Source organism: Gordonia sp. NPDC003425 (genome assembly GCF_053588635.1).
In genome coordinates this window covers 258028-278474 of sequence record NZ_JBSFQI010000005.1, presented here as the reverse complement: position 1 = coordinate 278474, position 20447 = coordinate 258028, and the positions used below count along the sequence as shown (strand labels likewise).

Below are 20447 nucleotides of genomic sequence, written 5' to 3'. Positions count from 1 at the left end.
GTATTCGGCCGAAATCTGTACAGAATGGGCGGCTGTGCGGCCCGGGAGATGCACTGGTGCGGGTGGCGGGCCGCACAGCCGCTCATTGTGTACCGGATCCGAGGTGTGCGCGAGCCGGCCCACAGGCGGCTGTCCCCACCGGCCGTCCGGCTATCCTGGCTGCCATGAATCCGGTCATCCAGCGACGCATCCAGCTGGTATTGCTGACCTTGGGGTTCGTGATCACTGTGATGAGCATCGTGCTGGTGGTGGCGTGCTTCCGCAATGACGCCGCCATCGACGCGAACAAGGCCACCGTCACCGCCGACGTGGTATCGGCCGACCGGCTGCACGCCAACGTCTACTTCCAGACCCCCGACGGGTCGGTGTTCAGCCCACGTCTCGGCTTGCTCTACCCGACGAAACTGACCTCGGGACAACGCATCCGCGTGGAATACAGCACCATCAACCCCGACCTGGCGCGCCCCGCCGGTCGCACCGCGACGCTCTCGCTGATCCCGGCCGCATCCGTCGCGGTGGTGGGCTGGGTGGTGGTGGGCGGCCTGATGGTCGGGGTGGCCGAGGTGGGGCGCCGCTCGCGTCGCCGACACGAGACCGCCGACCCGGTGGCAGATGAGACGTCGCCGGACGAGACCGCCCCGGCTGTCGGGTCTTCACCGGCCGATGGGACTTCACCGGCCGATGAGACTTCACCGGCCGATGAGACTTCACCGGCTGTTGGGCGACGCGACACGTCGTCCGCGGCCACCGGCCACCTGTCGCACTGACGATGGCGACATGCGTGTCGCGATCGTGGCCGAGAGTTTCTTGCCGCAGGTCAACGGGGTGGTCAACTCCGTTCTCCGCGTCGTCGACCATCTCGAACACACCGGCCACGAGGCGGTGGTGATCGCCCCGGACTCGGCTCGCGCCGGCGAACGCGGACCCCGGCTCGTGGGTCGGCGCACACCGGTACACCTGCTGCGGTCGGTGCAGGTGCCGCGGGTGTCGTCGCTCCCGGTGGGAGTGCCCGCGCCCGTCCTCTACCGCACCGTCCGCGACTACGCACCCGACGTGATGCACCTCGCTTCGCCGTTCGTGGTCGGCGGTGCGGCCGCGCTGGCCGCCCGCCGCCTTGAGATCCCGTCGGTCGCGGTGTTCCAGACCGACATCGCCGGCTTCGCCGAGTCCTACCGCCTCGGCCTGGCCACCCGAGCCGCCTGGCACTACACCCGGCGCCTGCACGAGATGTGCGACCGCACCCTCGCACCGTCCAGTGCGACGATCGAATCCCTTGCCGAACAGGGAGTTCCGCGCCTGCACCGCTGGGGGCGGGGCGTGGACACCGAGCTGTTTCACCCCGGTCGCCACGACGACGCGCTGCGCCGCGCATGGACGGGCGGGCGCGAACAGCTGATCGTCGGCTTCGTGGGACGGCTGGCACCCGAGAAGCACGTCGAGCGGCTGGAGTCGCTGGCACACGACGACTCGATCCGCCTCGTGATCGTCGGGGACGGACCCGAGCGGCAACGACTCGAGCGACTCCTGCCCAACGCGGTGTTCACCGGCGAACTGCGCGGCACCGAACTCGCGCGGGCGTACGCCAGCCTGGACGTGTTCGTGCACGCCGGTGAGCACGAGACGTTCTGCCAGGCCATCCAGGAGGCGATGGCCAGCGGACTGCCGGTGATCGGACCCGACGCCGGCGGCCCCCGCGACCTCGTCGCGGCATGCCGCACCGGCTACCTGCTCGACCCCGCCGACTACACCGCGCGGCTGCCCGAGGTGATCGACGTGCTGCGCGACCACTCACTACGTGCGGCGATGGGACGTGCGGCGCTGGTGACCGTGCGGGGCCGGAGCTGGCCCGCGATCTGCGACGAACTGCTCGGCCACTACCGGGCCGTGATCGCCGGATCGAGCGGCAACGGACTGACCGACGGGATACGCCTGGCCGGGTAGTACCGTATGGCCATGGCCACCACCGACCGCGCAGGTCTCGACAAGGCGCCTGCCGAGGTCGCCGCCATGTTCGATGGCGTCGCCAAACGCTACGACATCACCAACACCGTGCTCTCCTTCGCGCAGGACCGCCGCTGGCGCAAGGCCACCCGCAAGGCGCTGGCGCTGCGCCCCGGCGACGTGGTGCTCGACCTGGCCGCCGGCACCGCCGTGTCGACGGTGGAACTCGCGGCGTCCGGGGCGCACTGCGTGGCCGCCGACTTCTCGCTGGGCATGCTCAAGGCCGGCGCCGATCGTGACGTCCCCAAGGTCGCGGCCGACGCGCTGGCGCTGCCCTTTGCCGACAACTCCTTTGACGCGGTGACGATCTCGTTCGGGCTGCGCAACGTCAACGACGTGCCGCTGGCCCTGAGCGAGCTGCACCGTGTGCTGAAACCCGGTGGACGCCTGGCGATCTGCGAGTTCTCCACCCCGACGCTGCGGCCGTTCAAGACGGTGTACATGGAATACCTGATGAAGGCGCTGCCCGCGGTGGCGACCAAGGTGTCGAGCAACCCGGCCGCGTATGTGTATCTGGCGGAATCGATTCGGGCGTGGCCCGACCAGTTCGCTCTCGGCGACCTGATCCGCGCCGCCGGTTTCACCCACGTGCGCTGGCAGAACCTCACCGGTGGGATCGCGGCGCTCCACACCGGAGTGAGGGTCTAGCGGCAATCGCTCAGGGGTGCGGGCACTTCCGAGCGAAGGTGCCGACATCCTCCACCCGGTAGCCGTTCGGGTAGCCGCATACCTCCGGCATGTCGCGGCCGTACACCGGGGTGGAGCGCGGGGTCGCAAGGAAGCGGATCGCCAGGGCGCGCGCACGCAGACCTGCGGTGACCAGCACGCGTTCGAGCCGGGTCGGTCGCGGGTAGCCGAAGGCGTCGAGCAAGGGCTCGTCCATCAGTGCGAACGCCATCCGCCGCACGACGGGTGGCGGCAACAGCCGGTAGGGCATGAACGTCGTCAGCAGGCCCAGGGTGACATCGGCGACGGCGCGACCGCCCGCGGAGTACGCGAAGTGCTCACGCTCGAAATCGACGAGCAGCCTTTCGAAATCGTCGTAGCTCTCCGGAATATCCTTGACTCCCATATGCTTTCCGAGCATGCGGTAGAAGTTGGTGATGCCGGCGGTCTCCTGGTCGGTGAGCGGTCGCCACTCGTGTTGTGCCACCCACCGAACCGGGCACACGACGAAAGTGGCCAGCACATAAAGCATGTCATCATTGGGGATGTCGTACATCGCGTGCATCTGGTTGATCCGGCGCACCGCCGCGCGGCCGCGCGTACCGGCGTCGAAGCCGTGCTCGACCGGTTCGGACAGCAAGAGGGCGGTGTCGTCGTAGCGCTTCTGCGTGTGATCCGTGAATTCTCCGGTACGGTACAGCAATTCGCCGATCGACGGCACGGCGTAGGTGCGGAACAGGGCGAAACTCAGCGCTTGCTGTGAGCCCCAGGGGAACTCGAGGGTGGAAAGTCGCTCCGCAAAGGCGCGAGGATCCTCACTCGGGTCGACAGCAGACAACTCGGTGCGCAACCGGTATCGCTCGCGCCGTCGGCCCCCGAGCCTGGCGGCATATGACGAGGTGACTGCTGTGATCGGCTGCATGGAGCATCCTCCCGAAGAGGCACGGCAATGTATGTGTTATCCGAGTCACAGGTAACGTATCACCGATCTCGTCCCAGGTGAACGAGTGCGCCTCAGGTGAACGGCGGGCGGTGATCGACGCGCGCCGACACCCGGCCCGCCGATCGCCACGCCCGTGCGATCAGATCCGCGTCGTCGTCGGTGATCAGGTTGCCCATCACCCGCACCACCAGCGACATCAACCGCTCCGACCGGATGCCGGGCCGCCCCAGCAACGGAACCGTCTGCGGCACGGTGAGCAACCCGGCGAGGCGGCGCGCCGCGGAGAACGCGAGCCCGTAATGCTCCGCGAGGGTCTCGCGCCAGTCGTCGGTGTGATCGGCCGCCCCCAGATGCTCGACGGCCAGCCGTCCGGTCTCCAGTGCGTAGTCGATGCCCTCGCCGTTGAGCGGATTCACGCATGCGGCGGCGTCGCCGATCAGCATCCAATTGCGGCCCGCCACCCCCGACACGGCACCGCCCATCGGCAACAGCGCCGAGGTGAGCCGCGTCGGCGGCCCCGTGATCTGCCACTCGCCGCCGACCATCCGCGCGTAGTGCTCCAGAATCGGCCGTAATGCCATGTGCGCCGGGCGTTTCGACGTCGCCAACGCCCCCACCCCCACATTGAGCAGCCCTGTCCCGCTCGCTTCGCCGGGCACATTCGGCCCGCTCGCTTCGCTCCCGGCGCCGGGCACATTCGGGCCGCTCGCTTCGCTCCCGGCGCCGGGCACATTCGGCCCGCTCGCTTCGCTCCCGGCGCCGGCGAGGGGGAAGACCCACCCATACCCGGGCAACAGCGCACCATCGGGATCCCGCAGTTCCAGGTGCGATCCCATCCAGTGATCGTCGGCGCGATCCGACGGCACGTACGCGCGGGCGGCCACGCCATAGGCGGTGTCGCGGTGCCACGCGCGGCCCAACTTCTTGCCGAGCGCCGACCGCACCCCGTCGGCGACGATCACCGTGCCCACCGTCACCCGCATGGGACCGTCCGGACCACGCAGGATCACCGCGTCGATCCGATCGGCTGCCATCTCGACATCAACGGCCTTGGCGCCCTGACACATTCGCGCTCCGCGCGACACCGCGAGCGCGCGGAGCTCCTCGTCGAACTCCACCCGCGGCACCGCGCTCCCGTGCGCGGGAAACCGGCCGGACGGCCACGGCACGCGTTGGCTTGCACCCCACCCGTGCAACTCGAGCCCGTCGATCCGCGGCTTACCGGCCAGATACCCGTCCAACCCCAGTTTGTTCAGCTCCGCGATCGCACGCGGGGTGAGGCCGTCGCCGCAGGTCTTGTCGCGCGGAAACACCGCCGCATCGACGAGCACCACGTCGTGCCCGGCCGCGGCAGCATGGGCCGCGGCCGCCGATCCGCCGGGACCGGCACCGACGACGAGGACATCGGCGTGTCGGGGATTCTGGCTCGCCACCGCACCAGTATGTCGCGCACCGGGTGCCACCCGCCGCGGGGCATACCGACTAGGCTCGGCGGGGTGAAGTCCACATTCGCCGGGCTGGACCTGGGTTCCGACGAGTTCGCCACCACGGTTCGTTCCTCGTTGGCGCGAGTCGAAGACTTATTGCTCAGCGAACTCGCATCGGGCGACGACGTGATGACCGAAGCCGCGTCGCATCTGGCGAAGGCCGGCGGTAAGCGGTTCCGCCCGATGTTCGCGATCCTCGCCGCCCAGTTCGGGCCACGGCCGGGCGCCGACGAGGTGATCACTTCGGCGACCGTGGTGGAGATGATCCATCTCGCGACGCTCTATCACGACGACGTGATGGACGAGGCGCCCGTGCGGCGCGGTGCGCAGAGCGCCAATGCGCGCTGGTCCAACAGCATCGCCATCCTCTCCGGCGACTTCCTGTTCGCGCGGGCGTCGCGGCTGGTATCCACGCTGGGACCCGAGGCCGTGCGCATCATCGCCGACACCTTTGCCGAACTGGTGACCGGTCAGATGCGCGAGACCATCGGCGCGCAGCAGGCCGACCCCGTCGAGCACTACCTGAAAGTGGTGTGGGAGAAGACCGGCTCGCTGATCGCGGCGGCCGGTCGTTTCGGTGCGATGACCGCCGGCGCCGGGCCCGACGACGTCGAGCGGCTCTCCCGACTCGGCGACATCGTGGGCACCGCCTTCCAGGTGTCCGACGACATCATCGACATCAGTTCCGCGAGCGGGGACTCCGGCAAGACGCCCGGCACCGACCTGCGTGAAGGCGTCCACACGCTGCCGGTGCTCTACGCGCTGGCCGCGCAGGACCCGACCACGGCGCGGCTGCGTGAACTGCTCCTCGACGCCTCCGGTGCGCCGCGACCGCTCGTCGACGACGCCGAGGTCGATGAGGCGCTGTCCCTGCTCAACGCGTCGTCGGGGATGGCCGCGGCACATGCCAAACTGCGCGACTACGCCACCGAAGCCGAACAGGTGCTCGCCGAACTGCCCGGCGGGCCGGCGCACGACGCGCTCAGCTCACTGGTGGGCTACACCATCGAACGCACGGGCTGAGCGACACATCGCACGTGATCAGCGACAGGCCGCACGCGTTGAGCGACCCGCGCGCAGGGAAACCCAACCGGACCCTTGATCGTTTGAGAAGGTGAGAGCCGCCGACCTGCTGGTCGGCGGCACGTGCGACCAAACGAGGACATGATGCAAAACGGGTTGAAGACGGCCTTCCTGCTGGGCCTGATGTCGGCGATCATCGTCGCCATCGGTGCGGCGTTCCGGAGCCCGACGATCCTGTGGGGGTCGGTGATCCTCGCGATCGCCGTCAACGCCTACGTCTACTTCAACAGCGCCAAGATGTCGCTGAAGGCGATGCACGCCCAGCCGGTCACCGAGGTGGAGGCGCCGGTGCTGTATCGCATTGTCCGCGAGCTCGCCACCGACGCGCGCCAGCCCATGCCCGCGCTCTACATCAGCCCCACCGAATCGCCGAACGCCTTCGCCACCGGCCGCAACCCGAAGAACGCGGCCGTGTGCTGCACCGCGGGCATCCTGCGACTGCTCGACGAGCGAGAACTGCGCGCGGTACTCGGCCACGAACTGTCGCACGTGTACAACCGCGACATCCTGATCAGCTCGATCGCGGGTGCGATGGCGTCGATCATCAGCGGCCTGGCCAACTTCGCCATGTTCTTCGGCATGTCCGGAAACCGTGGCGGTAACGGACCCAATCCGCTGGCCTTGATCCTGATCGCCATCCTGGGCCCGATCTCGGCCACCCTGGTGAAGCTGGCGGTGTCGCGATCGCGCGAATATCAGGCCGACAAGTCCGGTGCCGAACTCACCAGCGACCCGCTCGCGTTGGCGTCGGCGCTGGCCAAGATCTCCGGCGGCATCCAGCAGGCGCCGCTGCCGCCGCAGCCCGACATCGCCGCGCAGAGCGCCGCGATGATCGAGAACCCGTTCCGTGCCGGCGACCGGATGTCCAAGATGTTCTCGACGCATCCGCCCACCCAGGACCGCATCGCCCGGCTGCAGGAGATGGCTCGCCGGGGCGTGTAGCGCTCGGGCTCGACCGATGCGGCGAAAACCCCCTCAGCGGTAATTCACGAACTGCAGGGCGATCCCGAAGTCCTCGCCCTTGAGCAGCGCGATGACCGCCTGCAGGTCGTCGCGCTTCTTGCTCGACACCCGCAGTTCCTCGCCCTGGATCTGCGCCTTGACGCCCTTGGGCCCGTCGTCGCGGATCTTCTTGGAGATCTTCTTGGCGTGCTCGGAGTCGATGCCCTGCACGATCTTCCCGGAGATCTTGAACTGCTTGCCCGACGACACCGGGTCGTCGGCCTCGAACGCCTTGAGCGAGATGTCGCGGCGGATCAGCTTCTCCTTGAACACCTCAAGGCCGGCCTGCGCGCGCTCCTCGGCGTCGGAGGTGATCACGATGGCCTCCTCGCCGGACCACTCGATGCCGGTGTTGGTGCCGCGGAAGTCGTAGCGTTGCGAGAGTTCCTTGGCGGCCTGGTTGAGGGCGTTGTCGACCTCCTGGCGGTCGACCTTGCTCACCACGTCGAAAGATGAATCAGCCATGTCAGCAAGCCTAGCCCGGGCCTGACCATCGCCGGACACGGATGCGCCCAGCGATCACACGCCGCCACACGCAATGCTGTGACCTGCGGATTTGCGCCCCCCGGGCGGATTCGTTGTATTCTTCACGGCGTTGTTCTCGCGACCGGAGACGGTCGGCGGAACAGCACGGCAGGTTGCCCGAGCGGCCAATGGGAGCGGACTGTAAATCCGTCGCGAAAGCTACACAGGTTCGAATCCTGTACCTGCCACAACGTGGTTCGACGGCGAGTGATCGGCGGCCGCCCCGAGCACCGGGAAACCGGTGATTTGGTGCGCCGCCGACTCGGTGTGTAACCTCGTTAAGGCTCTCGAACGCCCCCACAGGGGTGATCGGGTACGCCCCCTTAGCTCAGTCGGCAGAGCGTTTCCATGGTAAGGAAAAGGTCGACGGTTCGATTCCGTCAGGGGGCTCGGGAGGACTTGAACGCCCGGTGAGGACCTGCGTCCAGGCCTGGGATTCGAGCCGCCAGGGCGGTGTAGCTCAGCTGGTTAGAGCGCACGACTCATAATCGTGAGGTCGAGGGATCGAGTCCCTCCACCGCTACCCAGAGGCTTGTCGCGCGACCGGAATACCGGGTTGGTGGCGGTGCAAGACTCCGACGACCGGCATACATCCGAAAGAAGGCGAACACATGGCTTCCTCAACCGACGTGCGGCCCAAGATCACCTTGGCCTGCGAGGTGTGCAAGCACCGTAACTACATCACCAAGAAGAACCGTCGCAACGATCCCGATCGTCTCGAGATCAAGAAGTTCTGCCCGAACTGCGGCAAGCACCAGCCGCACAAGGAATCGCGGTAATTCGGTTCCGCCGACGCACCTGCTTGGATCGCGGGCTGTCTCCTCCTGGAGACAGCCCGCGATTTCGTAGGTGAACAACGGCTTAAGTACAGTTGCGAGAGTTCCAGCGCCACCCCGCGGTCACAGCCCGACGTCCGCACGCTCGATTCGGTGGCAGGTCGTTAGGAGTACAACCGATGTCACAGGTCACCGAGACCGACGTCAATCACCGGCTTGACACGTTGAGCCTGGGCGGGAAGCTGACCGCCGAGGAAGTCGCCGCCCACACCAAGTCGATGGTGGGCTTCACCTACACCGTGGACGACTACTACGAGATCGGTCGCGAAGAAGTCCGCAAGCACGCGTTCGCCGTGCAGGACGCGCATCCCACCCACTGGAGCGAAGAAGCGGCCCGCGCCATCGGCCACGACACGCTGATCGCGGCACCGACCTACGTGTCGGTGCTCGGCATCATCGCCCAGCGCAAACTCTTCGAAGACGTCGTCACCGGATACGACCTGTGGCAGATCATGCAGACCGACCAGAAGCTGGTGTACCACCAGCCGATGAAGGTCGGCGACCGCCTCATCTGCGACGTCTCGCTCGAATCGTTCCGCCACATCACCAGCCCCGAGGCCATCGACCTGATGGTGACCAAGAACGTCATCTGGAATCAGCACGACGAGCCGGTGATGACCACCTACACCTCGCTGGTCGCGCGGCCCGGTCTCGAGGTGGATCCGATGGTCGAGGAATCGCTCGACCACGTCATGATGAAGGTTGCCGAGACCGGCAAGCACGGTCACACCGTCGACCCCCAGCCCAGCCGCTACGACCTGCCCGACCCCACGCAGTCCCCCGACGCGTTCGGGGCGGTGTCGTTCGACTCGCTGCAGGTGGGCCAGGAACTCGACGCGAAGCGCTACCTGCTGACCCGCGGCAACCTGGTGAACTACGCCGGGGTGGCCGGCGACCCCAACCCCATCCACTACTCCGACCACGTGGTCAAGGCCGCCGGGATGGACGACGTGGTGGCACACGGCATGCAGACGATGGGACTCGGCGCCTCCTACATCTCGTTGTTCGTCGGCGACCCGGCGGCGTTCTGCGAGTACAACGTGCGCTTCACCAGCCCGGTGTATGTGCCCGCCGACGACAGCGCCGCCCTCGACTTCACCGGCAAGGTGAAATCGCTCGACCCCGAGACCCGTCAGGGTGTGATCGCCATCGTCGCCAAGCAGGGCGACCGCAAGATCTTCGGTCGCGCGCAGGCACGCATCCAGTTCAGCTGAGCGATCAGTTCACCTGGGCGCGCTTGGACGGATCGGGTTCGTCGTCGGGTCGGTGGCGTGGACCGGTGTGCACCTGCCGCCCGAGCGCGATCTTGATCAGCGCCGCCACCGACGCCGGCAGTCCGTCGGGCAACGCCGCCGACGGTGACGCCCCCGGATGTTGGCGGGCGATCCGCACCCGCAGCACGCCCGGGCGCACCGTGAACCGCAGCGGCGGCTCGAGGGTGTCGGCCTCGCCGTCGATCCCCGCGGGCAGCGACCGGTCCGCGTCGATCTCGAACGTCGCCGCCGACCACTCGCGCCACAGCCGCTGTGGACGCCCCGACCCGCCGCGGGAGAGGGGATCGGCCAGGACGGTGATGCCCAACTCGCCGTCGTCGATACTGGGTCTGGTTCCCGAACCGAGCACGCGCCCGAGGCGGTAGCGGTTGTTGGAGACGAGAACCGCCGCGACAGAGGAGTGTCGGGTGCCGCCGGGACTGTGCCACGTCAACTGTGGGCCGTCGCCGTCGGGGCCGAGTACCTGGGGCGCGATGTCGAGTAGGGTGCGCAGCTTCGCGTCGCGGTAACCCTTCTGCTGCACCGCCTCGGCGTACACGCCGAGTGACACGTTGTTGACGAACACCTGGCCGTTGACATCGCCGAGATCGACGTGGCGTTCCCCGCCACGCACGAACGCGTCGAGCGCCCCCACCACGTCGTCGCGGTCCACCCCGAGATCCAGTGCGAAATGGTTGCGGGTGCCCGCCGGGATGCAGGCGTAGGGCAGATCGTGATGCGCGGCGACCTCGGCGATCACCGCCTGCGATCCGTCGCCGCCTGCCATTGCCAGCGCGTCGGCGCCGTCCGCGATCGCGTTCTCGGCCAGTTCGCGCAGGTCGGAGCCTGCAGTGAGTTCGACGGCACGGTACCCGCGTCTGCCGGCTTCCTCGGCCAGGTTGAAACGTTCGGCCTTCCCGCCGCCGGACTTGGGGTTGAAGAACATGACGGGATGTCGGGGTGGTTGCGCGTCGGGCAGCGGCACCGAGATGCGGAATGCGACGGAGGCGGCGAGCATCGCGCCTGCGAACAGGACGATGATGACCACGCTCTGGATCAGCAGATGGGCGTCGGCGGACACCAGCAGCACCAGCGTCGCGATGGCGGCGATCACGGCGCCGGTGAAGGCCGCCACGCGGCGTCGGCCCACGTTGAGCGCGGCCACGAGGGCCAGCAATGCGGCGATGACCAGCACGACGAACGCGATCAGTCCGCGGGGGAACTGCTCGATGGCCTCGACGATCACGAGCACGACGGCCAGCCCGCCCAGGGCCAGGGCGGCGACGGCGGCGACTCGTCGTTCACCGTTCGAGGTCACCCGTCACAGGCTACCCACTTGCGGTTCACCTGACCCGGTGTCGGCGCACGACGGGCGGCGTTTTGGGTTCGGCCGCCCCGGTGTTCTACACTGAGATGTCCAGGTTTACCCTTGACTTGCGCGCTACCCCTAGGGTGGCGCGTTGGTTTTGTCGGCAGCTTTGCCCGGCCGCGAGGTCGGTAGGCTGACGAGAAGGTCGACCGAAGACCGGCGACCACCCGACCATGATGGCCGAGTGATCGCAAAGGGGCGTAGCTCAACTGGCAGAGCAGCGGTCTCCAAAACCGCAGGTTGCAGGTTCAAGTCCTGTCGCCCCTGCCCTGGTAGAGGGCACACGTTGACGAGAGGACCTCGAAGGTGAGCAAGCGAGACCGAGCTGCCCGCGCCAAAGGTGCCGCGGATTCCGCCGCGGCAGATGCGGCGGGGGACGAGCTCGAGAGTCGCGACGACGCCCTCGACGAGGCGGCCGACGATTCGTCGGAGGCGCTTCGTCCGTCGGGCAAGCGCTCAGGCCGTGGTCGCCGATCGTCGGCGGGTGCCGTCGACACCACCGACGACGACTCGGACTCCGACACCGGGTCCGCGGTCGCCGTCAAGGAACGCAAGCAGAAGAAGGCGCCTGCGGAGAGCCGGAACCCGTTCGTTCGGATCTGGGTCTTCCTGCAGCAGGTTGTCGCCGAGCTGAAGAAGGTCATCTGGCCGACCCGGCGCGAGATGATCACCTACACGGTGGTCGTCCTGGCGTTCGTCGTCGTGATGACCGCCTTCATCTTCGGCATCGACATCGCCTTCGCCAAGGGAGTGCTCTGGCTGCTCGGCTGACGTGGGCTCGAGAATTGAGTCCGCGCCCGGCCGAGGTGTCGGCGGCGACGACCGAAACCGGATACATAAGGAGCGTGGGCTGCAGTGAGCACCCCGGATAACGAGTTCGAAACGACCGACGCGGTCGACGGCACCGACGCCACCGGCGCGGACGAGTCGATCGACAACGATCCGGGCGTCGAGGCGCAGGTCGAGGCCGCCGAGGACGACGCGGCAGCGGTCGAGGGCGGCGAGGAAGCCGTCGCCGAGGCCGACGAAGCCGAAGCCCCTGCCGAGGACGGCGAACCCGAAGAACTCGATCCCGCCGAGGAACTGCGCAAGCAGCTGCGCCGTGCGCCGGGCGACTGGTACGTGATCCACAGCTACGCCGGCTACGAGAACAAGGTGAAGACCAACCTCGAGACCCGCGTGCAGAACCTCGACGTCGGCGACTACATCTTCCAGGTGGAAGTGCCCACCGAAGAGGTCACCGAGATCAAGAACGGCCAGCCCAAGAAGGTCAACCGCAAGGTGCTGCCCGGCTACATCCTGGTGCGCATGGATCTCAACGACGAGTCGTGGGGCGCGGTGCGCAACACCCCCGGCGTCACCGGCTTCGTGGGAATGACCAGCAAGCCGTCGCCGTTGTCGCTAAACGAAGTGTTGCAGTTCCTGCTGCCGCGGACTCCCGCCAAGAAGGCCGCCAGCAAGGGCGCCGAGAGTGTCGAGGCTGCTGCTGCCGCGGCGACCTCGGTCATCGAGGTGGACTTCGAGGTCGGCGAGTCGGTGACCGTCATGGACGGCCCGTTCGCGACGCTGCCCGCGTCGATCAGCGAGGTCAACGCCGAACAGCGCAAGGTCAAGGTGCTGGTGTCGATCTTCGGCCGTGAGACGCCGGTGGAACTCGCGTTCAACCAGGTCGAGAAGATTTAGCCCTTCGAGACGCTCGCAAGCTCGCTCCTCAGGGAGCGGAAGGGCTCGCGAGCTCGCTCCTCAGGGAGCGGAACACAAGACTTCCACGCCTCCAGCGGACGTGGATCTGCAAGAAACAAACAAGGAACAAGGATGCCTCCCAAGAAGAAGAAGCTCGCCGGGATCATCAAGCTCCAGATCCAGGCAGGCGCCGCCAACCCGGCCCCGCCCGTGGGTCCGGCGCTTGGTCAGCACGGCGTGAACATCATGGAATTCTGCAAGGCGTACAACGCCGCGACCGAGTCGCAGCGTGGCAACGTCGTGCCGGTGGAGATCTTCGTGTACGAAGATCGCTCGTTCGACTTCAAGTTGAAGACGCCGCCGGCCGCGAAGCTGCTGCTCAAGGCTGCCGGTCTGCAGAAGGGCTCGGGCGAGCCGCACACCAAGAAGGTCGGCAAGGTCTCGATGGATCAGGTCCGCGAGATCGCCAAGACCAAGGCCGAGGACCTCAACGCCACCGATGTGGAGCAGGCGGCGAAGATCATCGCCGGCACCGCACGGTCGATGGGGATCACCGTCGAAGGCTGATCAGCCAACCGCTGATCGAGCAATCTCAACGTGGGAGGGCCGGCTCGGCCCACACACCACAACCCGAATCATCATCACGGAAAGAACAGAGCACATGAGCAAGAAGAGCAAGGCCTACGCGGCCGCGACCGAGAAGGTCGACAAGAGCAAGCTCTACAGCCCGCTGGAGGCTGTCGAGCTGGCCAAGGAAACATCGTCGAAGAACACCGATTCGACCGTCGAGGTCGCAATCCGGCTGGGCGTCGACCCCCGCAAGGCAGACCAGATGGTTCGAGGCACCGTCAATCTGCCCCACGGAACGGGTAAGACCGCCCGCGTCATCGTGTTCGCCGTGGGCGACAAGGCCGCCGAGGCCGTCGCCGCCGGTGCCGACGAGGTGGGCGCCGAGGACCTGATCGAGAAGATCCAGGGCGGCTGGCTGGACTTCGATGCCGCGATCGCCACCCCGGACCAGATGGCCAAGGTGGGCCGCATCGCGCGTGTCCTGGGCCCGCGCGGTCTGATGCCGAACCCGAAGACCGGCACCGTCACCCCCGACGTGACCAAGGCCGTCAACGAGATCAAGGGCGGCAAGATCAACTTCCGCGTCGACAAGGCAGCCAACCTGCACTTCGTCATCGGTAAGGCATCGTTCGACGCCGACAAGCTGGCGGAGAACTATGGCGCCGCCTACGACGAGATAGTGCGCGTCAAGCCGTCCGCGGCGAAGGGTCGCTACATCAAGAAGGTGACCGTCTCCACCACCACTGGCCCGGGTATCCCGGTCGATCCCGCGGTGACACGCAACTTCGCCGAGGCCGCACAGGCCTGATCGGCGAGTCATACGCGACGAGCCCCCGATCACCTCTCAGAGTGGTCGGGGGCTCGTCGGTCTCTACGAGACGATGCAGCTCTGGGCACCCCTTGTGGCCGTAGCTGTTCCCGCGTCGCCCTTTCCTTCCCGCGTCGGTAGTTCCGTGCGCGGGAAGGAAATAGCGCCGCGGGAACGAGTGAGCGGGTTGGTGCGGCACGAACACCTCGATGCAGTCGGCCGCCTGATCAGGATCGGTGCGCGGCAGCGAGATAGGCGGCGCGTATGTCGGCGGGGATGCGCCTCGGCGACGGCGTCGGCCACGGCTGACGTGGAGACGTGTTCGAGCTTGAACAGTCGGGAGTACCCGGAGTCCACCACCACCGCGCCGTGCGGAAGCGACGCGAGTTCGGCCATCGCATAGGTGAGCTTCCCCGACATGACGCTGCCCGAGAGGTCCTCGATGCTCTTGCGTTCGGCTGCGGCGACCACGACGTCACCGTCGAGGACCGCATAGTCGCCGACCGGTAGCGCTCGCTTCTCGGTGGTGGCTTGTTGCGCAGAGAAGTTGTCGGCGTATCGCTCTCGGGAGTCGACGACGATCTCGACCACCTGCCCGTGGGCCGTGGCATCGGCGGCGATCGGTGAGTACGCGCGTCGTAGACGCCGGGCCGACGTGGAGTGACCTCGCCGCGCCGCGTACGGGTAACAGGATAGGGCCGGAATCCATACAGAATGGGCTGTGGGATTCGCGAAGCCCGCTGGTGCGGGTGGCGGGCCGCAGAGCCGCCCATTCTGTACAGGATGCGTGTCGTGGACCGCTGTCGGCTGAGCCGGCCGGCCCGTCGATCCGCATAACGGTGCATTCGCGGAAGGAAACACGCGTACCGATTGGACGGGTAAGAGCTAAACCGCCTCGTCGACCGGCGCGTCGACCTGCTTGATCGGGCCGGTGAACCAGTTTTTCACCGACAGGTGCCAGTAGATGTAGAGCAGGATCAGCGCGCCACCGACGAGCAGCGGGGTGTAGTTGACGTACTTCCAGGCGAAGCTCGGGTCCCACGGCATGCCGCCCAGCGAGGTGGGGAACATGGCGACGATGGAGGTCACCACGATCTCGAGCAGCGCCAGCGGAGCAATCCACTTGTACTTCGACCCCAGCGTCCAGCCGCCCGGCTCGAAGGAATCGCCGGCCTTCCAGCGGTAGTAGATCGGCACCGCGAAGCACAGATACAGACCGACCACACCGATCGAGACCACCGCGAAGAAGGCGACCGGCACCGGTGCGCCGTTGATGTCGACGGGTACCAGCGCGGGCAGCGTGATGATGGCGGCGATCACCGCGGTGGCGATGACGGCGTTGGCGGGCATCCCGTTGTCGCGCACCTTCGACCACAGCTTGTGTCCCGGAACGGCGCCGTCGCGGCTGAACGCGAACATCATCCGCGACGCACTGGTCTGGCAGGCAGCGGTGCAGAACAACTGTCCGGCGGTGGAGATCAGCAGTACCAGCCCGGCCCACTTCGAGGTCAGGGCCTGGCTGAAGATGGTGGCCACCGCACCCCCCGACTTCGACACCGCGTCGGCGTCCTGCACGGCGAACAGGAAGCTCAGCAACAGAATCCAACCGCCGATCGCCGAGTAGGCGATGGACCGCCAGATCCCCTTGGCCGCTGCTCCCGCGGCGCCCATGGTCTCCTCCGACAGATGCGCTGAGGCGTCGTAGCCGGTGATCGTGTACTGGGTGAGGATCGCCGAGATGGGCAGCACGAACAGGATGAAGCCGGCGCCGGATGTGTGAGTGCCGAAGATGCCGCTGTTGTTGACGGTCTTGGCGAAGACGTCGGAGAACGAGGCGTGCTGGTCGGGGATCAGGAACAGGATCAAGATCACCGCGGCGGCACCGAACACGTGCCACCACACCGACACGTTGTTGATCATCGACAGCAGATGGCCGGAGAAGATGTTGATCAGTGCGGCCACCGCCAGGATGATCAGGAACATGATGAACACGCGGGTCAGGCTGTAACCGTCGAGCCATGACTCGCTGAAGGTGCCGATGGTGAGGTCGAGGAACGTGGCCGCGCCGTAGGCCACCGACGCCAGGATCGCGATGAGACCGATCAGGTTCAGCCAGCCGGTGTAGAAGCCGGCCTTGGCGCCGCCGAGTTTGGAAGCCCACCAATAGATTCCGCCCGACGTCGGGTACGCCGACACCAACTCGGCCATGCAGAAACCGATGAGCAGGATGAACACCGAGACGATCGGCCAGCCCCACGCGATGGCCGCCGGGCCGCCGTTGTTCCAGCCCAGGCCGAAGGATGTGAAACATCCGGACAGGATCGAGATGATCGAGAACGAGATGGCGAAGTTCGAGAAGCCCGACCACGAGCGGTGGAGTTCCTGGGTGTATCCGAGCCGGGCGAGGTGTTGTTCGTCCTCGGACAGGGTCTCGTGGCCTTCGGGCATGGCAAAATCCTTCTGCGAAAGATGAATACGACGTGAACAGTGCAGATGATCTGAATCGGCAGGCGGCATTGCCCGTTCAGACTGTAGGGCGTCGTCGCTGATTCCGCAGCGCGGAGCGCTTCTGACGACGGTTCCGATAGTGAAATGCCGCAAATGCGACGGAATGCTCGACGGAGACCCCCGTGTAGGGGACGAGAAGTCGGTAACCCCGCACATCCGGGTCGCGGCGACGATAATCGGGGTCAAGCGAACCGAACCAAACACAGGCGGTGGAGCATGGAAGCCAAGCCAACCAAGATCTCGATCATCGGGGCCGGAGCCGTGGGCACGGCCATCGCATACGCCTCGCTGATCCGGGGTGTCGCACGCACGATCGCGTTGATGGACATCAACACCGCCAAGGTGACCGCCGAGGTGCTCGACATGTCGCACGGGTTGGAGTTCGTGCCTCGCGCCGACATCATCGGCAGCGACGACGTGTCGGTGTGCGCCGACTCCGACGTGGTGGTGTTCACCGCCGGAGCCAAGCAGAAGCCGGGGCAGTCACGACTCGAATTGGCCGAGGCCACAATCGGTTTGACGAAGAAGATCATGCCGAACGTAATCGAGGTGGCACCCAACGCCATCTACATCATGGTGACCAATCCCGTCGACGTGGTGACCTACGCCGCCCTCAAATACAGCGGCCTGCCGAGCAATCAGGTGTTCGGTTCGGGTACCGTGCTCGACTCGAGCCGGCTGCGGTTCCTCATCGCCCAGCACTGCGGCGTCGCGGTGCAGAACGTGCACGCGTACATCGTCGGCGAGCACGGTGACACCGAGATCCCGCTGTGGAGTTCGGCCAGCATCGGCGGCGTGCCACTGATGGAATGGCAGCCGCTGCCCGGCCAGCCGCCGATCGACGCGGTGGTGCGTGAGCGCATCCACCACGAGGTGGTTCACGCCGCCTACAAGATCATCGAGGGCAAGGGCGCCACCAACTATGCGATCGGCCTGGCGACCGCGCGCATCGTCGAGGCCGTGCTCAACAACGAGCACCGCGTGATGCCGATCGCGACGGTCGCCAAGGGTTACGAGGGACTCGACGACGTGTGCCTGTCGCTGCCCACCCTGGTGGACCGATCCGGTGCGGGTACGCGCCTGGAGATCGCGATGTCGGAGAGCGAACACGCCGGGCTGATGGAGTCGGCGGAGACGTTGCGGGAGATGCAGGGCAAGTTCGGGTTGTAGGTCGGGGCGACGCTCCAGAAGCCCCAGAAGTCGTCAGAAACACTGCGCACGCGCGGTGTTTCTCGCGGTGTTCGGGGTTTCTGCGGCCGTGGAAGGTTCGAGGGAACCGTCGGGGGCCGTCACTAGTCTGATCTGTATGCGCGACGAGAAGCTGCTGACCCGGATCGCGGCGCTGCTGCGGCAGGCCGAGAACACCGACAACCCCCACGAGACCGAGACCTTCATGCAGGCCGCCCAACGGCTCGCGACGGCGTCGGCCATCGACCTCGCGGTGGCACGCGCGCACGATCCCGCCGCGAAGAAGCGCACCACTCCGGTCTCCCGGCAGATCGCGATCGGTGAATCGGGCAAGCGCGGGCTGCGCACCTACGTGCAATTGTTCGTCGCTATCGCGCGTGCCAACGACGTGACCGTCGACGTCGCCGGCAACTCGACGTTCGTTCTCGCCTACGGGTACGCCGCCGACATCGACACCTGTGAGGCGCTGTACACCTCGCTCGTGGTGCAGATGGTCGCGGCCAGCGACGCGTACCTGCGGTCGGGTGAGTATCGGTCGGAGACATCGGCGCGAGTGGTACGCAAAGGTAGCGGCTGGCGCACCCGACGCGTGGTGGAGCACAAGCCCCTCGCTCCGATCACCGCGCGGCTCAATTTCCAGTCGGCCTTCGCCGAGCGCATCGGCGCGCGGTTGTCGCAGGCGCGTGATGCCGCGCGTAACGAGGCGCTCACCGCGGAGGCCGACGGTGATGCGCCCGCGGCGTCGACGGCTATTGCGCTGCGCAACAAGGAGATCGAGGTGTCCGACTTCTACCGGTCGGAATCCAAGGCGCGCGGCACCTGGCGTCCGTCGAGCGCATCGGCCGGCTACTCCGCGGGAGCCCGACAAGCCGGGGACCGCGCGGGCCGCCGCGCCAAACTCGGCCCCGACCGCGAGTTCGGAGCACCGCGCGGGGCGCTGGAGGCCTAGATGTCGTCGCGGGGAGCGATCAGCCGCGACGACGCGCTCGGCCGTGCAGGGAACGGTGTGGGACGTCCGGTGCGCCGCGCGACCCATCGTCCGATGGTGCCGTCGTCGGTGACCACCGTGTTCACCACGATCGCCGACACCACCACGATCGCGGCGTAGAAGAACAACCAGCTGATCGCGATGAAGACGACACCGAGGCCCCCGAAGTGGTGGACGGTGTCGTGCACACTGTGCGGCATCACCACGACACTGCCCAGGATCAACGCCGTCACGAATATCCCGGTGAGCGCACCGTTGAGCACGAGCAATCGCATCGGCACCTGCGACGACACCAACAGTCTCGGGACCAGGGTCCACAGCGCACCCCAGATCACCAGCGTTGCGAGCGTCACCAAGACCACGCCGAGAACGCCGTACCCGGCGACGGTCACTCCGCTGAGCGTGGCACCGCCGAGCACCATCACCAGACCCTGCGCGACGGCGGCGGTCGGGATCGCGAAGATGACCACCACCCACCGCCACCACGACTGCCACGGGAGCTTGCGGACCTGCCAGGCATAGACGTACATGCGGCCGAGCGCACGGGCGAGTGACGTGCCGCCACCGATCACCATGAGCGCACCGAATACGCCGAAAGCGGTGGTGGGCACCGAATTGGCCGAGCCGATCCCGAGGCTCTCCCGGTTGAGACCGAGGTCGGTCATGGCCCTCGACACGATCGAGCTGCCCGGCAGGGTGGTGAGCAGGATGAGGATGGGCAGCACCGAGGTGAAGGCCTGGGCGGCCAGGGTCATCGCGCGGTCGGTGACGCTGGCGAGGACGACTTCACGGATGATTCGCAGGCCGAGTTCGGCGCCGGGCAGGCGGAGAGTGCGCTCGGCTAATGCCTCGGCGCGGTCGATCATCCGGGACTGCCAGCTCACCGGCCGATCCTAATGGTTGCGTTTCCGGCCGAGTCAGCGGACGACCGACTGCAGCGCCGCGATGTAGCGCTGCTGTTGCGCGGTGTCAACACCTGCGGGGAACGACAGCACGACGGTGAGAACCTGGTACGAACCGGCGTGTGCACCCGCGTACAACTCCGCGCGGCCGCTGGTGGGGAACTGCATCAGGATCAGTTGGTCGGCGGCCACCGCGGTGTCGCATCCCGCGGCGGGACACAGCTCGGGGGTGGCGACGTGCTCGTGAGTGACCGGGGCGCCGGTTGCCTCGATGGCCTCGACGAGCCGGTTGAGCAACTCAGGGTCGACGGGATGGTCGATGCGTGAGGTCGACGGCGGCGGGGACGAAGGTTCTGCGGACTGTTCGGTGCAGGCCGCGAGGACCGGTGAGGCCAACGCCAGTGCGACCGCGGTGGTGGCCAGCAGGCGACGTCGTCCGCCGCGTCGATCAGCGGTTGTCATCGCGTGCCTCTCGTTGGTGCTGTCCAACCGATCGTAGTGCTCCCCTGATCGGGTGGGACGTGGTGGTTTCGACAAGCTCAACCAGCGGTAGGCCTCCCGCTGGTCGAGCGTGCCCAGATCTGGGTCGAGCGTGCCCAGATCTGCGTCGAGCGTGTCCAGATCTGCGTCGAGCG

Annotated in this window: 21 protein-coding genes and 4 tRNA genes; 17 read left to right on the top strand and 8 right to left on the bottom strand. The window is 67.0% G+C overall.

Translation table 11 applies throughout. The annotated features are described in order from the left end of the window. Positions 1-164: 164 nt before the first annotated feature. The 3 genes from ACWDTD_RS08990 to ACWDTD_RS08980 are packed head-to-tail and all read left to right on the top strand — an operon-like array spanning position 165 to position 2649. Positions 165-767: a hypothetical protein gene (locus ACWDTD_RS08990; RefSeq protein ID WP_449746746.1), complete on the top strand. Its 603-nt coding sequence runs from the start codon at positions 165-167 to the stop codon at positions 765-767. Between the two features lie 10 nt (positions 768-777). Next, positions 778-1941: a glycosyltransferase family 4 protein gene (locus ACWDTD_RS08985; RefSeq protein WP_449746745.1), complete on the top strand. Its 1164-nt coding sequence runs from the start codon at positions 778-780 to the stop codon at positions 1939-1941. 12 nt (positions 1942-1953) lie between these two features. Continuing rightward, on the top strand, positions 1954-2649 hold the full coding sequence (locus ACWDTD_RS08980) for a demethylmenaquinone methyltransferase (protein ID WP_449746744.1): 696 nt from the start codon (positions 1954-1956) through the stop codon (positions 2647-2649). Positions 2650-2659: 10 nt separating this feature from the next. Here the strand turns inward: ACWDTD_RS08980 and ACWDTD_RS08975 are convergent, their stop codons facing one another. Beyond that, positions 2660-3589: an oxygenase MpaB family protein gene (locus ACWDTD_RS08975; RefSeq protein ID WP_449746743.1), complete on the bottom strand. Its 930-nt coding sequence runs from the start codon at positions 3587-3589 to the stop codon at positions 2660-2662. Between the two features lie 92 nt (positions 3590-3681). Beyond that, a complete protein-coding gene (locus ACWDTD_RS08970; RefSeq protein WP_449746742.1) occupies positions 3682-5043 on the bottom strand; it encodes an FAD-dependent monooxygenase in 1362 nt (453 codons plus the stop codon). 63 nt (positions 5044-5106) lie between these two features. On the opposite strand from ACWDTD_RS08970, the gene ACWDTD_RS08965 reads away from it, so the two are divergent. Together ACWDTD_RS08965 and htpX are read left to right on the top strand one after the other, a co-directional pair. Further along, on the top strand, positions 5107-6120 hold the full coding sequence (locus ACWDTD_RS08965; protein ID WP_449746741.1) for a polyprenyl synthetase family protein: 1014 nt from the start codon (positions 5107-5109) through the stop codon (positions 6118-6120). A 141-nt stretch (positions 6121-6261) separates the two neighbouring features. After that, complete coding sequence (gene htpX / locus ACWDTD_RS08960) at positions 6262-7122, top strand: zinc metalloprotease HtpX (RefSeq protein ID WP_449746740.1); 861 nt, start codon at positions 6262-6264, stop codon at positions 7120-7122. Positions 7123-7155: 33 nt separating this feature from the next. On the opposite strand, the gene ACWDTD_RS08955 is transcribed toward htpX, so the two are convergent. Beyond that, entirely contained in the window at positions 7156-7647 is a 492-nt protein-coding gene (locus ACWDTD_RS08955) for a YajQ family cyclic di-GMP-binding protein (protein ID WP_449746739.1), read from the bottom strand. 167 nt (positions 7648-7814) lie between these two features. Between ACWDTD_RS08955 and ACWDTD_RS08950 the strand changes: the two genes are divergently transcribed. From ACWDTD_RS08950 to ACWDTD_RS08930, 5 genes are all read left to right on the top strand, one after another. Continuing rightward, positions 7815-7895: transfer RNA gene (locus tag ACWDTD_RS08950), tRNA-Tyr, on the top strand. Between the two features lie 129 nt (positions 7896-8024). Then, positions 8025-8097 (top strand) — tRNA-Thr (locus tag ACWDTD_RS08945). Between the two features lie 59 nt (positions 8098-8156). Then, positions 8157-8230, top strand: a tRNA-Met gene (locus tag ACWDTD_RS08940). An 88-nt stretch (positions 8231-8318) separates the two neighbouring features. Continuing rightward, positions 8319-8486 (top strand): 50S ribosomal protein L33, encoded by a 168-nt coding sequence (gene rpmG, locus ACWDTD_RS08935; RefSeq protein WP_059101288.1) that lies wholly within the window; start codon positions 8319-8321, stop codon positions 8484-8486. Between the two features lie 176 nt (positions 8487-8662). Next, positions 8663-9757: a fused (3R)-hydroxyacyl-ACP dehydratase subunits HadA/HadB gene (locus ACWDTD_RS08930; protein ID WP_449746738.1), complete on the top strand. Its 1095-nt coding sequence runs from the start codon at positions 8663-8665 to the stop codon at positions 9755-9757. Between the two features lie 4 nt (positions 9758-9761). On the opposite strand, the gene ACWDTD_RS08925 is transcribed toward ACWDTD_RS08930, so the two are convergent. Next, positions 9762-11114 (bottom strand): diacylglycerol/lipid kinase family protein, encoded by a 1353-nt coding sequence (locus ACWDTD_RS08925; RefSeq protein ID WP_449746737.1) that lies wholly within the window; start codon positions 11112-11114, stop codon positions 9762-9764. Between the two features lie 245 nt (positions 11115-11359). On the opposite strand from ACWDTD_RS08925, the gene ACWDTD_RS08920 reads away from it, so the two are divergent. The 5 genes from ACWDTD_RS08920 to rplA all read left to right on the top strand — a co-directional run bounded on the left by ACWDTD_RS08920 (position 11360) and on the right by rplA (position 14226). Then, positions 11360-11432 (top strand) — tRNA-Trp (locus tag ACWDTD_RS08920). Positions 11433-11471: 39 nt separating this feature from the next. Continuing rightward, positions 11472-11936, top strand: coding sequence for a preprotein translocase subunit SecE (gene secE / locus ACWDTD_RS08915; RefSeq protein ID WP_449746736.1), 465 nt, complete (start codon positions 11472-11474; stop codon positions 11934-11936). 84 nt (positions 11937-12020) lie between these two features. Beyond that, positions 12021-12848 carry a transcription termination/antitermination protein NusG gene (gene nusG / locus ACWDTD_RS08910; protein ID WP_449746735.1) on the top strand — a complete coding sequence of 276 codons (828 nt, stop codon included), beginning with the start codon at positions 12021-12023 and terminating at the stop codon, positions 12846-12848. 132 nt (positions 12849-12980) lie between these two features. Continuing rightward, entirely contained in the window at positions 12981-13415 is a 435-nt protein-coding gene (gene rplK, locus ACWDTD_RS08905) for a 50S ribosomal protein L11 (protein WP_449746734.1), read from the top strand. Between the two features lie 94 nt (positions 13416-13509). Beyond that, positions 13510-14226 carry a 50S ribosomal protein L1 gene (rplA, locus tag ACWDTD_RS08900; protein WP_449746733.1) on the top strand — a complete coding sequence of 239 codons (717 nt, stop codon included), beginning with the start codon at positions 13510-13512 and terminating at the stop codon, positions 14224-14226. Positions 14227-14289: 63 nt separating this feature from the next. Here the strand turns inward: rplA and ACWDTD_RS08895 are convergent, their stop codons facing one another. Together ACWDTD_RS08895 and ACWDTD_RS08890 are read right to left on the bottom strand one after the other, a co-directional pair. Continuing rightward, positions 14290-14817 (bottom strand): ERCC4 domain-containing protein, encoded by a 528-nt coding sequence (locus tag ACWDTD_RS08895; protein WP_449746732.1) that lies wholly within the window; start codon positions 14815-14817, stop codon positions 14290-14292. A 294-nt stretch (positions 14818-15111) separates the two neighbouring features. Further along, positions 15112-16674, bottom strand: a complete 1563-nt coding sequence (locus ACWDTD_RS08890) for an amino acid permease (RefSeq protein ID WP_449746731.1) — start codon at positions 16672-16674, stop codon at positions 15112-15114. Between the two features lie 276 nt (positions 16675-16950). On the opposite strand from ACWDTD_RS08890, the gene ACWDTD_RS08885 reads away from it, so the two are divergent. Continuing rightward, positions 16951-17904, top strand: coding sequence for an L-lactate dehydrogenase (locus ACWDTD_RS08885; protein WP_449746730.1), 954 nt, complete (start codon positions 16951-16953; stop codon positions 17902-17904). A 136-nt stretch (positions 17905-18040) separates the two neighbouring features. Further along, complete coding sequence (locus ACWDTD_RS08880; protein ID WP_449746729.1) at positions 18041-18871, top strand: DUF2786 domain-containing protein; 831 nt, start codon at positions 18041-18043, stop codon at positions 18869-18871. Here the strand turns inward: ACWDTD_RS08880 and ACWDTD_RS08875 are convergent. Both ACWDTD_RS08875 and ACWDTD_RS08870 read right to left on the bottom strand, forming a co-directional pair. Next, positions 18868-19794, bottom strand: a complete 927-nt coding sequence (locus ACWDTD_RS08875; RefSeq protein WP_449746728.1) for a hypothetical protein — start codon at positions 19792-19794, stop codon at positions 18868-18870. The genes ACWDTD_RS08880 and ACWDTD_RS08875 overlap by 4 nt on opposite strands. 33 nt (positions 19795-19827) lie before the next feature. Then, on the bottom strand, positions 19828-20447 hold a 620-nt coding region (locus ACWDTD_RS08870; protein WP_449746727.1), incomplete at its 5' end, for a hypothetical protein.

Excerpts from the sequence above, each read along its gene's own strand:
- ACWDTD_RS08990 (WP_449746746.1), top strand. The coding sequence starts at position 165 with ATGAATCCGGTCATCCAGCGACGCATCCAGCTGGTATTGCTGACCTTG.
- ACWDTD_RS08985 (WP_449746745.1), top strand. The coding sequence starts at position 778 with ATGCGTGTCGCGATCGTGGCCGAGAGTTTCTTGCCGCAGGTCAACGGG.
- ACWDTD_RS08980 (WP_449746744.1), top strand. The coding sequence starts at position 1,954 with ATGGCCACCACCGACCGCGCAGGTCTCGACAAGGCGCCTGCCGAGGTC.
- ACWDTD_RS08975 (WP_449746743.1), bottom strand. The coding sequence starts at position 3,589 with ATGCAGCCGATCACAGCAGTCACCTCGTCATATGCCGCCAGGCTCGGG.
- htpX (WP_449746740.1), top strand. The coding sequence starts at position 6,262 with ATGATGCAAAACGGGTTGAAGACGGCCTTCCTGCTGGGCCTGATGTCG.
- ACWDTD_RS08955 (WP_449746739.1), bottom strand. The coding sequence starts at position 7,647 with ATGGCTGATTCATCTTTCGACGTGGTGAGCAAGGTCGACCGCCAGGAG.
- rpmG (WP_059101288.1), top strand. The coding sequence starts at position 8,319 with ATGGCTTCCTCAACCGACGTGCGGCCCAAGATCACCTTGGCCTGCGAG.
- ACWDTD_RS08930 (WP_449746738.1), top strand. The coding sequence starts at position 8,663 with ATGTCACAGGTCACCGAGACCGACGTCAATCACCGGCTTGACACGTTG.
- rplK (WP_449746734.1), top strand. The coding sequence starts at position 12,981 with ATGCCTCCCAAGAAGAAGAAGCTCGCCGGGATCATCAAGCTCCAGATC.
- rplA (WP_449746733.1), top strand. The coding sequence starts at position 13,510 with ATGAGCAAGAAGAGCAAGGCCTACGCGGCCGCGACCGAGAAGGTCGAC.
- ACWDTD_RS08890 (WP_449746731.1), bottom strand. The coding sequence starts at position 16,674 with ATGCCCGAAGGCCACGAGACCCTGTCCGAGGACGAACAACACCTCGCC.
- ACWDTD_RS08885 (WP_449746730.1), top strand. The coding sequence starts at position 16,951 with ATGGAAGCCAAGCCAACCAAGATCTCGATCATCGGGGCCGGAGCCGTG.
- ACWDTD_RS08880 (WP_449746729.1), top strand. The coding sequence starts at position 18,041 with ATGCGCGACGAGAAGCTGCTGACCCGGATCGCGGCGCTGCTGCGGCAG.